Genomic DNA, 15830 nt, shown 5'->3' with positions numbered 1-15830 from the left:
CGAGGTCGTGGCGATCCCGGCTTCCGAGGGCTACCTGCTGGTGGATACCGCCAAGTGCGCGGGCTGCAACTCATGCATGCTTGCGTGCTCGGTGACGCACCATGGCACAACGAGCCTGTCGAACGCACGCATCCAGATCATCCAGGATCCGTTCAAGCCGTATCCGGGCGACATCCAGATGGCACAGTGCCGCCAGTGCCCATACCCGCCGTGCGTCGACGCATGCCCGACGGGCGCGAACCACGTGGATGCGGAGAACGGCAACATCCGGACCGTGGATGTCGCCAAGTGCATCGGGTGCGAACGCTGCATCCAGGCATGCCCCTTCACGCCGTCGCGGGTGCTGTGGAACTCGATAGAGAAGCACGCCCAGAAGTGCGACCTGTGCCTGGACACGCCGTACTGGGACGAAGAGGGCGGCCCCGACGGTAAGCGGGCGTGCGAGGAGGTCTGCCCGATGCATGCGATCTCCTTCACCAAGAACATCCCGGTGCAGACAGACAAGGGCTACAACGTGAACCTCCGGCTTCACGATGCTACCGCCCAGGTGGGCAAGTGGCCGCTCGGCGACGACGGGGAGTACACGCCCGCACAGATCGCTGCCGCACAGGCGGCCGCCGCGGCGCGCGCCGCTGCAGCTGCGGGTGGGCACTAGCCGCGCAACGACCAGACCGATGCCGTCCGGTATGCCGAGACGGCTTGTGAACGAGGAGGTTCAGTAGATGGCTAACGGATACGCTGGGAAGATCCTCGTCGTCGATCTCTCGAGCGGCGAGATCTCCAGCCTGAACACGGCGGACTACGCCGAGTATGGTGGCGGTCACGGCATGGGCTCGGCGGTGTTCTTCGACCTGTGCCAGGACAAGACCATATCCGCGTACGATCCCGCCAACGTAGTCACGTTCATGACCGGCCCGATCCAGGGCACGCTGGCGCCGTTCGGCGCGGGGCGTTGCGAAGTGCAGGGCATCGGCCCGCAGCCCTGGCCGATCGAGTGGTTCACACGCTCCAACTTCGGCGGACGCTTCGCAGGCATGATGAAGTTCGCCGGATGGGACGGGATCGCGGTGACCGGCAAGGCCGAAGCGCCCGTGTGGATCGACATCCGCAACGAGGACGTCGTCATCAGGGACGCGAGCGAGTCCGGTGACGGTCTGTGGGGGCTCGGCACCTACGATGCCGAGTCGAAGATCTATAAGCTCGTGCGTGAAGGCGATGTGGACTGGACTCTGTACGGTGGCGCCCGCGATGCGGGCCGCTCGGCGTTGAACCCCGCCGTGGTCTCCTGCGGGCAGGCGGGCGAGAACCTGGTGCGCTACGCCTCTCTCATACACGAGGGCGGCGGCGGCGCCGGCCAGGGCGGCTTCGGGGCCGTGTTCGGCTCCAAGAACCTGAAGGCGATCAGTGTCATCGGCACCGGTGAGGTGGAGGTAGCCGATCCGCAGGCGCTCATGGAGGCACGCGCCTGGTGGCACGAGAACTACTTCGATTTCGACGACTACAAGCCGAGCCTGCCCGGTCTGCACTCGTATGGCGAGGGTGGCGGTGCCGGCAACATGGTCGGCGGTCCGCTTGCGACCGGCGGACACCGCCCGCAGGGTTGCATGGGCTGCTCGAAGCTGTGCCATGGCGGCCGGGGATCAAGTGCCCAGGCACCAGGAAGCAGCTGCTTCGACAGCTGGTATCAGGCTCAGTCAGGCGTGATGTGGGGCAACCCCGCAGCCAGCCCGAATAACACCGACATTCTGCAGCAGTACGGTATCAACGCGTGGGAGCCGAGCATGCAGCTTCCGTGGCTCGTGGGTCTTTACAGGCAGGGAATCCTCGGTCCCGGGATGGAGATCGACTCGAATCTTCCGTTCGACCAGGTGGGTTCGGACGCGTTCAACCAGGCATACCTGGACTCCATAGTGAATGGCACCGATATCGGCGCGGACCTCAAGGAAGGCGCCGCACGGGCGGCGACCAAGTGGGGCCGGTACGAGCAGGACACTACCACCGGTGACCTCGCGGTAGCGATGCACGGCTATGCGCACCACTACGACTCGCGGACCGAGTTCGAGTGGGGCGCGGGCTCGGCGCTCGGAGACCGCGACATCAACGAGCACGACATCACGTGGGTGCTCTACTGGCACACGTCGATGGCGCCGCTGTACGGCGTGCCGCAGGCGCTCCCCGCCAAGGAGATGGTGGAGATGATCGGCGCCACCCTCCTGCCGTACGCCGACCCGATGATGCTCGACTTCTCCGACGAGGGCATCTACTCGGACAACTTCGTGAAGTTCGTGAGCTGGCACCGCGCCTACACGCGGTTCTGGAAGCAGTCGGCCATGTACTGCGACTGGGGTATCACCGACTGGCTCAACCCCTGGACCGAGGGCTACAAGGGCCTCACACCGGAGATCGAGCCGCGGTTCTACAACGCTGTCACGGGTAGCGACACGAGCTTCGAGGATGGCGTTGAGATGGGCACGAAGATCTGGAACCTCGACCGGGCCATCTGGTACCTGCAGGGCAGGGAGCGGGCACATGACAGGCTGGACGAATGGCAGTTCCAGCGTCAGACACCAGCTGCTCACTCCACCTATGAGGTCCCGTACATCATGCCGGTCTACGAGAACGGTGAATGGTCGTACAAGAACCTCTGGGGCCGCACGCTCGATCACGACAAGTACTGGGACTTCATCGACCGGTACTACGCTTTCGAGGGCTGGGACGCGAATGGATGTCCCACAGAGGAGACACTCAAGAAGCACGGCCTGGACGCAGCTGCTGCCGAGCTCAAGAGCACAGGGAAGATCTAGTGATGGCGATGGAATTCGTGACTATCGAGACGACCCTCGCAAGACCCACGGAGCAGCTGGCTCGAGCGTGTCTTGAGGAGTGCTCGTTCGAGGACCGGCTTGTGGGCGTCCTCATGAAGGCCAGCGGCACCCTGCCGATGGATCTCTACTCGCTGGAGCAGGTGCTCAGCTTCTTCTCGTACGACAACAGCGATGCTGTCGGGGACGAAGCAGCGGTGTTCCAGGATCGCAAGCTGGGCGTCTCCTACATATCGCCCGAACGACTCTCGCGGTGGGTCAGGGAAGTGGTGGGTGACGCCGAGCTGGCCGACGGGATCGACGCGGAGGCGGCGAAGATCGAGGACCCCAACATCTATCCTCCGCGCATGCGCATCATGCGGCATCTCCTCGCCGCGCGCGTTCTCCAGTGCTACGAGGTTCTGGGCATCGACCCCGCTACCGGCGAGGACGCCGCAGCGGTCTCAGGGAAGGAGCAGTGACTGTCGTGAGGTCAAGACTGATCATCATTCTCACCGTCCTGGCCATGGTGTCCGCAGCGTTCGCAGTGGTGGGTTGCACGAGCGACGAGCCCGCGGACGAGCCCACCGGAAGCGAGGAGCCGGTCGAGGAGCCGGCAGGCGAGGCCGAGGAGCCGGCAACGCCATCCGCCGATGCGGAGACGGTGCTTGAGGAGCAGTGCACGCTGTGCCATGACGCGGCCAGGATCTACCTCGCTTCCGATGCGACGGACTGGTCTGCCACCATCGAGCGGATGAACGAGGAGCACTCCAAGACGCATCCCGGAGACGCCCCGCTGCTGTCGGTGGAGCAGGAACAGGCGATCATCGAGTTCATGAAATCGCGGACACAGTCCGTAGGTGAAGAGGTCGTTCGCGACAAGTGCGTCACGTGTCACGAACTCGACAACATCACCCGCCAGGCACAGGGTGCCGACTGGGTGGAGATCATCGACCGCATGGTCGAAGAGCACGGTGCGGCCCTCACCGAGCAGGAGCAGCAAGACGCGCTCAACTTCCTGCAGGGGCAGTAAGTCGTATCAGGTGTCGTCGGGTGGTGGCCCACTTCCCTCCGGGCCACCACCTGGCGTGTATCCCGGGCGCGGCTGAGCCGTTGCCCGCAGAAAGGGGTGGGCCGCATGGCATCAGGTCGTGAAGTGGTGGTCGTGACGGGAGTGGGGGGCATGGGCGTGGCGATCGCCCGCCGTCTGGGCGCCGGCCGGATCCTGGTGCTTGCCGACTACGCGGAGCAGCTCCTCGAGGGCGTCGCTGAGATCCTCCGCGGCGAGGGCCACGACGTGCACGCGGTGAAGACCGACGTCTCCAAGGCCGAGTCGGTTCGTGAGTTGGCGCAGAAGGCCGCATCTCTCGGCTACTTCAAGGCGGTCGTGCACACTGCAGGACTTTCGCCCGTTCAGGCGAGCCCTGAAGCGATCGTGGCGGTGGATGTCATGGGCACCGCGCACGTGCTCGACGAGTTCGCCGAGGTGGCTACACCGGGTTCAGTGGCGATCTGCATCGCGAGCATGGCCGGCACGATGGCGCAGATCCCCGCGGAACTCGAGATGGCGCTTGCGATGACTCCTACCGCCGATCTTGCGGCGCTGCCGGCGCTCGATCCGGCGAATCTCGACCGGGGAGCCGCGTACTCGATCGCCAAGCGTGCGAACCAGGCGCGAGTACGCGCCATGTCGGTCACCTGGGGCGAGAAGGGCGGCAGGACCGTGTCTGTCAGTCCCGGTGTCATCTCAACGCCGATGGGGCAGGCAGAGCTCTCCGGCCCCTCGGGTGAGCAGATGCGCGCGATGATCGGCGCGTCCGGTGTGAAGCGGATCGGCACTCCCGAAGATATCGCGGCGGTAACGGAGTTCCTGCTGAGCCAGGGAGCATCGTTCATCACGGGTACGGACATATTGGTGGATGGCGGGACGGTGGCAGGCGTCACGTTCCGCTAGCAAGAAGGTCGGGGGTGAGCGTCACCCGGGCCACACGCGATGCGTCGTCGGGATGAAGGGGGGTGGCACAGGAAGACGGCGGTCACTCGCCGGTTCCCGGGGCTGCGGGACACAGATGCGCCCACTGCCCCGGGAGCCGCACGGATGCCGCCTCGTTCGTTGGCTCCCTGAGTCCTGTCCGCGCCCGCTTTCGGTGTGTCCGTCCTGGCGCCGAAGCCCATGCCGGGGGTTCGTCGCAGATCCTCAAGGGACCGCACCAAGAGCGCCCCCTTACCGCTCGGCGGTGCTGCGACAGGAGATCGGGCCGGGTCCTTCACGGACCCGGCCCTGTTTCGATGCCACTCCACGCCTGATGCCGCATCCGCGATACGCCCCGCGCGGCTTCCGTAGAGACGTCATTCGTTCGCAGGCGGACGAATGGTGAATAGACGAGGACGAACGGCGCATAACCCTATCGTGTGTGCGCGCGCTGGGCCGTTCGTCGAGAAGTCCTGTGTCCGAGTTGTTAGCGTATGCGAATTAGGGGCATAGCGTCCTATCGGGCCTGGTGTAGGTCCGGGGGGCTATGAGCTGCTGTGGGGGGAAGCACGGTCACCGCGTGATCCGGCAGGGAGCGAATGGTGAGACCGACCCTGAGTGGGTCGGTCTTTGTCTTGTCAGCCGCAGCGAGGATCGCCATCCGGAAGGGGGGACGCGTTGAGCTGTCGGCACGTTCGGAGCCGGACCGTCATATGACGGCGCGTCACTAGGGAGGGGATAATGAGAGAGCCTGGTCTGTTCGCCATCTCACGAAGCGCCCGCCCGCAACAGGTAGTCTCGCTACTTCTGGCGCTCGCACTGGTCGCATCGATCGCACCACCGGTATTCGCGGTCGATCCGGCGCCCGTTCACGACTACGGTCCCGGGAAACACACGGCGGACCTGCTCGCGGGCAACAAGCTCACCGATGTCGGGAGTGTTGAGGTCTTCAACGACCAGCAGAAGCTGTATGTCAGCGTGCTGCCGGACGGCTGGCAGATCGCCGAGGTGCAGATATACGCCGGTCACGAGCCCATCCCGGTGAATCTCAAGGGGCAGCCTGCCCCGGGTCAGTTCCCGTACAAGGTGGAGTATGAGGAGCCCGTGGCCGAGTACCGCAAAGTACTCGATCTGCGCGGTGATCTCGGCGTGGCATGGGGCGTTCCCTTCGTATCCAAGCGCGTGCAGAACATCGCGGTGCACGTATCGCTCGTGGATCCCGCCACAGGTGAATCCACAGGCGCATGGGCCGAAGGAGCCCGCTTCTTCGTTGAGAAGTCACCCGCGGTGGGCGCCTGGTTCAGCTACCTGCTCGAGCGCCCACGGAGAGGGCACTTCATCGATGCGCCCGTGGGCGGGCTCGGGTACACCACCGAGACCTTCGACAGCGCCACCGATGTGTCCGGCTCGTTCCTGTACTTCCCCGGTGAGACGGTGACGTTCTTCCTCGCCGGATATCCGATCGGCAGTGCCGTGTGCAGGCACCGGGTCTCGCCGCTCGATATCTTCAACACGGCGGACATCGGCCATCCCGAAGTGGGCAACATGGCGTGGCTGCTCCAGTCGCTGGACGCGGACGGCAATCCCAAGGACCGCATCTTCATACCCGAGGCGGTACATGAGGCGGTTCGCATGACGATCGCCGAGTGGGAGGACGCTGAAGACGCGCAGTTCGAGGGGTTCGATTTCACCGATACCGAGATGATCGGGTTCATCATCGACGGGGCCATCGCCAAGACCGCGGGCATGGAGGGCGTGACGCTGGTCAAGGGGACGAAGGCCGAGGCGATCGCGAATCTGGCCAAGACGCTCGAGGAGACGAATGCGAAGTTCATCAAGAACGTCTCCAAGACTCAGGATCAGTACACCACCAAGTCGCGTATCGAGTTGGCGCCCTTCTACGTGCCGGCTACCAGTTCCGATGGCGACGCGACGGAGATCGAGTACCACGATGAGTACGGCGAGCTGATCGGCACCCGCACCGAGGCGCGCCCGATCATCATGGCGTACCTCGACGCACATCCGGAGACGGGCGCACTCGACGTATGGTCTGCCGTCTCGCTCGATGACGGCAACACCTGGAAGCGCCGCAACCTGTCACGCAGCGCGGACCGCTCGTCATTCACGCTCGCGAACGGCGAGGAGTACTACGGCGCCTGCGAGAAGCCGTCGCTGCACGTGAAGAACAACATGGTCCTGATCGTCTGGACGGGCAAGTATGCAAGGGGCGGGAAGCCGCGCTACTCCATCGAGACCAGCGCGACCGACCCCGAAGACGCTTACCCGCACGATGACGCCTACTACGCTGACGACATATGGGGTGTCGGCGGACCGCAGCGTTCGACCGACTACACCGAGTTGGGATTCCCCGAGGTCGGCGAGATCCCGTACAACGTGGTCTGGACGCAGCGAGGGATCATCGACAAGACGACCGGCGCCATCACCTGGTACAAACCGGAGCGCCTCACCTCCGGACGCCGCAACGCCATGCAGCTTGTGGAGGCCTCCGCAGGTAACGGCGCGGGCTTCGCTGTCGCCTGGCAGGAAGATCCTGAAGGCATCCGTCCCGGTCAGGGCAAAGGATCGGGTGTGGGTTGGAGCGGCGCGATCGCAAGTCACGGTACCGACATCTGGTACAGCTACATCGCAGCCGAGGACTTCGCCACGATCGACGAGAACTGGGTGTCGGGTGGCGATCCTGAGCACGATTGGGACGAGGACATCGTCGGCAGACCGAAGGCGCTCGTGCCGTTCTCGCTGCCTGTCCGTATCAGTGACAACGAGACGATCAACTCGAACAACATCAAGGTCGAGCTCGACGGCGACGGACTTCCTATGACCGACGGGAATGGCGATTACATCCCCATCATCGACGAGGAGACCGGCAAGGAGGTCGGGACACACAGTTACGCGTACGAGACCCCGGGCGTGATTGCCGACTGGTATGCCACGACCAACTGGCAGGGTGTTGAGAAGCAGATCGCCATCACCGCTGACGGGCGTTTGCTCGACGGAGACACAGCAGCTACCCGGCCGGCGCTCTTCCTGCAGGGCTACACGAAGCCCGATGGCACCAAGAGCGCGTGGGCGATCGTGGGCTACGAGGAAAGCAAGGGTACCGGTGGTGGCGGGCCGCTCGGCGAACCCCACGAGGACGTCGACGATCCCGACGAGGACCCTGAGGTCCCTGCGGCTGCGGACTGTGATGACGCGACGGTGGGCTGTTGGGAGTGCCACTACGATGCCCACGCGGCCGGAAGCGACCAGACCGAGTGCTACTCGTGCCACTCGGATGCGCACGCCTACGTGACCACCGAAGGCGAGGAGCCCGAGGAAGGCGACGATGAGTCGGGCGACGGCATCGGCAGGCGCTACAAGCCTGACATCGGCAAGAACATCATCTATCACAGCTTCGACTGGCAGACGCCCAACCTGGTGAGCGGCGGCACCATCCTGAACCAGCAGGCGGTCGATCCCCTGAGCGGCGAGGATCTCTTCCTCGTTGACGAGGAGGGCCAGCCGATCCTCGACTACCTTGAACAACCGATCCCGGCCTACGAGAACGCACGCAGGCCGCGGTTCCTGGTCCAGGGCAAGTCGCTCGCCATAGCGGGCAAGCCATCAACGGCCAAGGCGACTGTGATGGTGCTCGTCTACAAGCAGGGCGAGGACGGACGCGGCGGTCCATCTGACATCTTCATCCGGAGATGGGAAGTGGCGGCTGCCGACAAGGGCAATCCCTATGACGTGAAGTATCTCGTTTCAGGTGACACCAACGTGAGCGCTGTGACGCCGCGGGTCGATGGCTTCTGGGAGAACCCTGACCAGGACGATCCCGACAAGGGCATCAAGCTGATCCGCTGGGATCAGACGGCAGACAACCTGGACGACTACTCATGGGAGTATCCCGGCGACAACGCGCAGGCTCAACGGGGCTATCTCCGAGGTGACCTGCTCGTGCTCGGGTACACCTGGACGCCGAACTGGCGGTCGGCGCGGAATGCGAACGACATCTACAACCTGTACGTACGCCGCTCGTTCGACGGTGGCCGCACCTTCACCACCACACCCGCGAGCGATCCGTACGGCGTGTATGAGTACAACGGCCAGGGCGCCGTCTGGTCCGAGTTGTTCCGCAACCCGCAGGAGGGGACGACCGAGCTCTACGAGTTGTCCATCCCCGCGGGCGAGTTCGAACCGGCGCGCAACATCACGCAGTACAAGAACAACAAGATCAACTGTATCGAGCCGCGGATCGTCCCGCCGGGTCCGGCCGTTGCCGGTTCATCGTATCCCGAAGACGTGTCGAGCCTCTCGACGATCTGGCTCACGTGGGGCACCGGCGCGACCCATGCGGTGATCCACGGGGACAGCGAGGAGGAGGAAGAGGATATCGGCAAGATGCCGTTGGACCTGCAGTACACCTACAGCCTCGACTGGGGTGATACGTGGGTGCTCGAGGAGAAGACCGTGAATCCGGACAGCGACGGCAACTACGCCGGCGAGACCACGTTCCGGCCCTTCTACCTCGCGAAGGGCGACTCCATGCAGGGTGAGGCGCAGGTCAAGCTGAGCGCGGATGCGTCCAAGGCGTTCGTGGTATGGAACGACGAAGGCATCCCGCCTGAGTTGCTGACAGACCCCTCGAAGGTGGAGATGGACACGTTCTTCCGGCGTATCATGCCGTACGAGGTCGAGCACAACCAGGCGTTGGCCGATCCGGTGTTCACCGCGTCGCCAACGGTCATCCAGTAGGCTGAAGCGCAACACAGTACGCCCCGGCCGCCATCTCCGGCCGGGGCGTACACTATGCACGGCAGACACCCGCTCGGACGTCGGTGCGTTCGAGCTATGGCGGAGGGGGAGTCCATGGCACACGCAGAGGCCGGGAGACGGGTCCGGGTCACGGTCGTGGCGGACAATAACGGCCCGGTCCCGGATGGCGTACATCCCATCCTCCGGCTCGGCACCGCGTGGGGTTTTGCGTGTGTGGTGGAGACGGGCGACGACCTCATACTGTTCGACACCGGCAGCGATGGGGCGATGCTGATCGCCAACATGGATGCCCTCGGCATCGACCCGACAGCTATCGACACCCTCGTGATCTCCCACGAGCATTGGGACCACGTGGGTGGGATCGACGCGCTCCTCGACGCGGGTGCTCGGCCTGTTGCATATGTGCCCCGCTCTTTCAGCGATGAGTTCCGCGAAAGGTTGGCGGCGCGGATCACGGTCGTCGAAGTCACCGGGCAGGTGTCGGTTGGTGAACATGCGCGCACGACGGGCGAACTCGGCACCTCGATCGTGGAGCAGGCGCTGGTGGCACCATCGGCCGAGGGCCTCGTGGTGATCACCGGCTGTGCGCATCCCGGCATCGCCCATATCGTGCGGTCGGCCGCAGCAGGCGACCGGGTCGCCCTGGCCGTGGGGGGATTCCACCTCAAGGACGCCGATGAGCGTGAGATCACGGAGACGGTCGAGGATCTTCGTGGGCTCGGCGTGATGCGGATGGCGCCCACGCACTGCACCGGCGACGCGGCACGCGCGCGCTTCGCTCTTGAGTTCGGTGACGATTACATACCTGTGGGAGTGGGCACTGTGATCGAAGCGGGCGGCTGATGCCTCCCCTTGCTGCTTGGCGTACCATACCTCTGAGACGTTCAGCTGCCGACGGACCGCATGCGCCAGCAACGATGTGTGTCCGATCCCTACGATCCGGAGGCGAGCATGGCTAACGCGAACGACACGCATGACACCACCAACGACGGCGCGCGTGCGCGCGAACTCACGGCACGCGGCATAGACGAGGCCCGCAGCGGCGACCATGCGGCTGCGGTCGGCTCGTTCAAGGAGGCCGAGACGATCGCGCGGGAGAACGGCTTGCTCGACCTCGCCGCGGGCGCGGCAGTGAACCGCGGATGGGCGCTCTGGCTCGCGGGAGAGAAGGACGATTCGATCGAGGCGTACGAGGCGGGCGCGCAACTGGCGCGGGAAGCGGGCGATAGCACGCGACTCATGCTCGCGCTCGGCAACCTCGGCATCGCCCATACGGCGGCCGGACGTCATGAGGAGGCGCTCGCCGTCTACGAAGAGTACCTGCCGCTTGTGGTCGACGACCCCGACGAGGAGATCGACGCCCACCTCAATTGCGCCATCGCGCTCGTGAACCTCGGCAGGTATGAAGAGGCCAACGGGCATCTCGATGAAGCCGAGCGGATCGCGCAAGACAACAAGAGCGCCGCGATCGTCAGCGTGTACCTGAGCCGCGGCGCGATCCGTGAGCGGATTGGTGACAATGACGAGGCGTTCGGGCTGTACTGGAAGGCGTTCGACACCGTTGATGAAGAGCGGGACCCGGGCCTCTTCGGGACCGTGATGCTCACGCTCGCTCGCGCGTACATCCGGTCGGGCGAGGATGCGCACGCGAGCGACTGCTACGGCGAGGCGGAGCGCGCCTTCCGCTACACGGAGGAGCGGGACCGCCTGGCGCAGGCGCTTCACGAGCACGCGGCGGCGCTGCTCCACGTGGGGCTCGTGGACCAGGCGCTGGAAGCGTGGCGAGAGGAAGAGCCGATCCTGCGTGAGATGGGCGATCACCTGGCGCTCGGGGAGTGCCTGCTCCAGCAGGCCCTGGCGACCCGGGAGCGTATGTCCGACTTCAGCTCCGACGTGAAGTTCACCGAGGCGGCCGTGGCGTTCCGCCGCGCGGGCGCCATCGAGCGGCTCCCAGAGCTCATCCAGGCTCATGCGCTGTGGCTGCGTGAGCACTTCATGGACACCAACGCGATGAAGCGTATGCGCGAAGTGTTCGAAGCCCTCGCCGAGTCGCCCAACGCGGCCGTGGAGTCGCGTGCTCACGCGCTGCACGCGCTAATGCTGGCCGATGCCGGTGATCATGAGGCCGCGTTCGGGGCCATCGACCGGGCCGAGGCCGTGGCCGGCGGTGCCGGTGACGTGGAGGCTGTCACGGGGGCGCGTGCCAGGCGGGCGTACGTGATGGCGCGTGCAGGCGAGCCGGCCGAGGATGTGAAGGCGCAGTTGAAGGCTGCCGAGGCCCACGCGGATGCCGAGGGTCACGGGCACAAGGGGGCGTTCGCCGTGGAGGCGGTCGCGCTTGAGATCGAAGAGCGGTGCGGCGAGGAGTACGCGGGCCTCCTGGGTGGTCCGTTGCCCGAGGAGGTCGATCTCGGATAGGATGTGTGTGTGCGTCACGAAGGCGCACACAGGTGGAGCAGATCCACGTTCCGTTGCACTGATCGTCACACACGATGGCCACGAGAGGCCGCGCGCGACATGACGTCGCCGTGGCCTTTCTGTATGCAGGGCGACAAGGGGGCGGCATGACAGAATCGGCGAGGGCGTCGGGGCGACTTGATACCGCGGTGCGGGACCGCCTGCCCGCCGAGTTCCTGGGGGCGGTCGACTTCCATGGCCACCTGTGTCCCGGCTTGACCATCGGCTATCGTGCGGCGGTGATCGCGATGGAGCGTCTTGGTGCGACACGCGGCTCCGATGAGGAGCTCGTGGGTATCGTGGAGACCGACGCCTGCGGCATCGATGCGTTTCAGTACCTTACCGGCTGCACGCTCGGCAAGGGCAACCTCATCTTCCGCGATCACGGCAAGCAGGTGTTCACGCTCGTGCGCCGTGCCGACGGGCGGGGCGTGCGTGTCGCGCTTGGCGGTGACGCGCTCGGCGCCGATCCGGAGCGTACGCGCCTCAAGGGCCGGGTGCTGTCGGGAGAGGCCACCGACGACGAGCGGGCCGAGTACCAGCGGAGCAGCACGGACCGCGTGTTCGAACTGCTGGAGCTCCCTGCCGAGCGGTTCGGTGCCGTCAGCGAGGTGAGCGTGGACCTGCCGTCCAAGGCAGGTTCGTTCCCCTCGGTCACCTGCGCGGTGTGCGGAGAGGCAGTGATGGAGCCGCGGGCCCGGGTCCGCGATGGCGAGCCGTGCTGCATACCGTGCTCCACGCGGTACGGCCGTGGCTGGGAGATCAACGTCTAGCGCGCCAGACGCGCGACGTCCGAGGGGAGACGCACGTGAAGGAGTCGATCAGGGTAGCGGTCGCCGGTGTTCTGGCGCTGACGCTGGCGCTCGGTCTGTCGGTATCGGCCGGATGCGGAGACGGCGCCGCCGGATCGTCGGAGACTGCGTCGTCCGCCGGAGACACCACAGAGCGTACGATCATCGACCTCGCCGGGCGTGAGGTGGGCGTTCCCGCTGAAGTGGAGCGCGTGGCGGCGATCGGCTCGGGCGCACTGCGCCTGGTGGTGTACGCAGGCGGCGTCGATCGCGTCGTCGGCATCGAGGAGTTCGAGACGCGTCCGCCCGTGGCGCGTCCCTACACGCTCGCGAACCCCGGTCTCCTCGAGCTGCCGGTGATAGGCGCGGGCGGTCCCGATTCCACGCCCGATGCCGAGCGGCTGCTCGCTGCCGCACCCGACGTGATCTTCGTGAACCAGATCGCCGATGCCGAGAGCGCGGACAGGCTCCAGGAGGCGACGGGCATCCCGGTGGTCGTGGTGAGCTACGGGAGTCTCGGCACGCTCGACGAGCCGTTCTTCACGTCGATGGACCTCGTGGGCGAGGTGATGGGGACGAGCGCACGCGCAGCCGAGGTGGTGACCTTCGTTCGCGATGCGCTGGGCGACCTCGCTGCTCGTACCGCCGACGTGCCGGATGGCGACAAGGCCACCGCCTACGTGGGCGCTCTCGGCTTCAAGGGTGCGCGTGGCATGGAGAGCACGCAGCCCAGGTATCTGCCGCTGGCCGCGATCGGGGCGTCGAACGTGGCCGGCTCGGTAGAGCAGACCGCCTCGGTCATGATCGACCGCGAGCAGCTCGTCGCCTGGGACCCGGACCACATCTTCCTCGACCTCGGCGGGCTCGCGCTCGTGCGCGAGGATGTGCGGGCCGATCGCGGCTTCTACGAAGGCCTCACCGCCGTCCGCGAGGGTCGCGTGCATGCGCAGCTGCCGTTCAACAACTACTCCACCAACGTGGAGGTGGCGCTCGCTGACGCGTACTACGCCGGGACCGTGCTCTTCCCGGAGCGCTTCGCTGACATCGATCCCGCCGCTAAGGCCGACGAGATCGCCACCGCGCTCGTCGGCGAGCCGGTATACGAACGCCTGGCCGCGATCTACGGGCAGGGCTTCGGCCCCATCGACCTTCTCGGCGGTGAGTGAGGGTGTCGCACGAGCACGACTACAAGGCCCGGTATGCCGCCTACACCAGGCGCAAGGTCGCGGTGACCGCGGGCCTCGCGCTGGCGGTCGTGCTGGCGGCTGTCTACGCCGTGTACGCGGGCTCGTCCGGGCTCTCGTTGTCCGAGGTGCTGCGAGCACTGGCGCGAACCGGTGACGAGACCGCCTCGCTGATCGTGTGGAACATCAGGCTGCCGAGGGTGATGGCTGCTATCGTGGCCGGCACCGGGCTTGCCGTGTCCGGAGCGGTGATGCAAGGCGTGCTCCGCAACCCGCTCGCCTCGCCGTTCACGCTCGGCGTCTCCCAGGGGGCGGCCTTCGGCGCCGCGCTCGCGATCATCGGGTTCGGCGCCGGCGCCACCGGCACGGCGGCAGCCGATGCGGTGCGGATCTCCAACGTGTGGTCGGTGGCGGGGTTCGCCTTCGCCGGTGCGATGGTGGCCACGCTCGCCGTTCTCGCCATCTCCCGCACGCGCGGGGCCACTCCGGAGACCATCGTGCTCGCCGGTGTCGCCCTCGGCTCGCTGTTCTCAGCGGCCACGGCGCTCATGCAGTACTTTGCCGAGGACACGCAGGTGGCGGCTGTCGTCTTCTGGACGTTCGGCGACCTTGGCCGAGCCGCCTGGCGCGACATCGGCCTGATGGCGGTCGTCGTGGGCGTGTGCGTCACGTACTTCTTCTGGCACCGCTGGGACTACAACGCGCTCGAGACCGGCGCCGAGTCGGCGCACGGGCTCGGCGTGCACGTGGAGCGCGTACGACTGCTCGGCATGCTCGCCGCGTCCTTCGCCACGGCGGCGATCGTCGCGTTCCTCGGCATCATCGGGTTCATCGGGCTGGTGGGGCCGCACCTCGTGCGCCGCGTGATGGGGAGCGACCACCGCTTCCTGCTTCCCGCGTCGGCGGCTGCAGGCGCACTGCTCCTGCTGGTGGCCGACACCGTGGGCCGCACGCTCATCTCGCCGGTGGTCCTGCCGGTCGGCGCCATCACTTCGTTCCTCGGCGCGCCGCTCTTCCTCTACCTCCTGGTGGCGAGGAGGCGATCGGCATGATGCTTCGTGTCGATGGCGTCACGTTCGCCTACCGCAGCGTTCCCGTGCTCGACGGCGTCGACCTGTCGGTGGATCCCGGTGAGTTCCTGGCGGTGCTCGGCAACAACGGCGCCGGCAAGTCCACGCTGCTCAAATGCATCATGCGGATCGTGCGCCCGCATGCGGGCGCGGTCTATCTAGACGGACGCGACGTACACGCGCTTCGTGGCAGCGAGCGTGCGCGCTGCATCGGCCATGTCCCCCAGCGGGCCGAGACGAGTCACATGACCGTGTACGACGCCGTGCTCGTGGGCCGGACACCGCACATCACGTGGAGCGCCTCGCACGAGGACCACCACGTGGTGGAGCATGTGTTGGCCGAGTTGGGGCTTGAAGAGCTCGCCATGCGTCCGATCGACGAGCTCTCCGGCGGGGAGCTGCAGAAGACGGTCATCGCGCGCGCGCTGGCGCAAGAGCCGCGCGTCCTGCTGCTCGACGAGCCCACCTCGAGCCTGGATCTTCGCAACCAGCTCGACGTGCTCGCAACCGTGAAGCGCGTGACCTCGGCGCAGGGCGTGGCGGTGATCGCGGTGATGCACGACCTCAACCTCGCGCTCCGTTTCGCCGACGCCTTCTGCCTGCTGGCCGATGGTCGGGTGCATGCGTGCGGCGGGCGCGAGGTCATCACGTCGGAGAACGTCTCACACGTGTACGGCGTGCCCGTGAGCGTGACCACGGTCGACGACGTGCCCCTCGTGGTGCCGCTCTAGCGCACCCGGTCGGGCCGCCCGGGCTTCGCGTGGCGCGCGGCACCGCTT

12 protein-coding genes are annotated in these 15830 nt (G+C 66.2%); all 12 read left to right on the top strand.

The features are described 5' to 3' along the window. Window positions 1-655, top strand: a 655-nt coding sequence (locus MSB02_RS04910) for a 4Fe-4S dicluster domain-containing protein (protein ID WP_267194086.1), incomplete at its 5' end; no start/stop codon positions are given. A gap of 67 nt (window positions 656-722) precedes the next feature. Continuing rightward, entirely contained in the window at window positions 723-2804 is a 2082-nt protein-coding gene (locus tag MSB02_RS04905; protein WP_267194085.1) for an aldehyde ferredoxin oxidoreductase N-terminal domain-containing protein, read from the top strand. Window positions 2805-2806: 2 nt separating this feature from the next. Then, on the top strand, window positions 2807-3283 hold the full coding sequence (locus tag MSB02_RS04900; protein ID WP_267194084.1) for a hypothetical protein: 477 nt from the start codon (window positions 2807-2809) through the stop codon (window positions 3281-3283). Window positions 3284-3288: 5 nt separating this feature from the next. Continuing rightward, window positions 3289-3834: a hypothetical protein gene (locus MSB02_RS04895; protein WP_267194083.1), complete on the top strand. Its 546-nt coding sequence runs from the start codon at window positions 3289-3291 to the stop codon at window positions 3832-3834. A 105-nt stretch (window positions 3835-3939) separates the two neighbouring features. Further along, the gene (locus MSB02_RS04890; protein ID WP_267194082.1) at window positions 3940-4755 is read left to right on the top strand and encodes an SDR family oxidoreductase; all 816 of its coding nucleotides are present in this window, start codon (window positions 3940-3942) and stop codon (window positions 4753-4755) included. A 759-nt stretch (window positions 4756-5514) separates the two neighbouring features. Next, entirely contained in the window at window positions 5515-9528 is a 4014-nt protein-coding gene (locus MSB02_RS04885) for a choice-of-anchor O protein (protein WP_267194081.1), read from the top strand. A gap of 114 nt (window positions 9529-9642) precedes the next feature. Beyond that, on the top strand, window positions 9643-10392 hold the full coding sequence (locus MSB02_RS04880) for an MBL fold metallo-hydrolase (protein WP_267194080.1): 750 nt from the start codon (window positions 9643-9645) through the stop codon (window positions 10390-10392). 108 nt (window positions 10393-10500) lie between these two features. Beyond that, window positions 10501-11967, top strand: coding sequence for a tetratricopeptide repeat protein (locus MSB02_RS04875; RefSeq protein WP_267194079.1), 1467 nt, complete (start codon window positions 10501-10503; stop codon window positions 11965-11967). A gap of 146 nt (window positions 11968-12113) precedes the next feature. Beyond that, on the top strand, window positions 12114-12779 hold the full coding sequence (locus MSB02_RS04870) for an FmdE family protein (RefSeq protein ID WP_267194078.1): 666 nt from the start codon (window positions 12114-12116) through the stop codon (window positions 12777-12779). A gap of 35 nt (window positions 12780-12814) precedes the next feature. Continuing rightward, entirely contained in the window at window positions 12815-13963 is a 1149-nt protein-coding gene (locus MSB02_RS04865; protein WP_267194077.1) for an iron ABC transporter substrate-binding protein, read from the top strand. Continuing rightward, window positions 13960-15033, top strand: coding sequence for a FecCD family ABC transporter permease (locus MSB02_RS04860; RefSeq protein WP_407653141.1), 1074 nt, complete (start codon window positions 13960-13962; stop codon window positions 15031-15033). The genes MSB02_RS04865 and MSB02_RS04860 overlap by 4 nt, the downstream gene beginning before the upstream one ends. Further along, the gene (locus MSB02_RS04855; RefSeq protein WP_267194075.1) at window positions 15030-15782 is read left to right on the top strand and encodes an ABC transporter ATP-binding protein; all 753 of its coding nucleotides are present in this window, start codon (window positions 15030-15032) and stop codon (window positions 15780-15782) included. The genes MSB02_RS04860 and MSB02_RS04855 overlap by 4 nt, the downstream gene beginning before the upstream one ends. Window positions 15783-15830 lie beyond the last annotated feature (48 nt).

Origin of the sequence: Anaerosoma tenue, assembly GCF_023161965.1 — a bacterium.
Classification (GTDB): Bacteria; Actinomycetota; Coriobacteriia; order Anaerosomatales; family Anaerosomataceae; genus Anaerosoma; species Anaerosoma tenue.
This window is presented reverse-complemented; position numbering and strand designations above follow the sequence as displayed.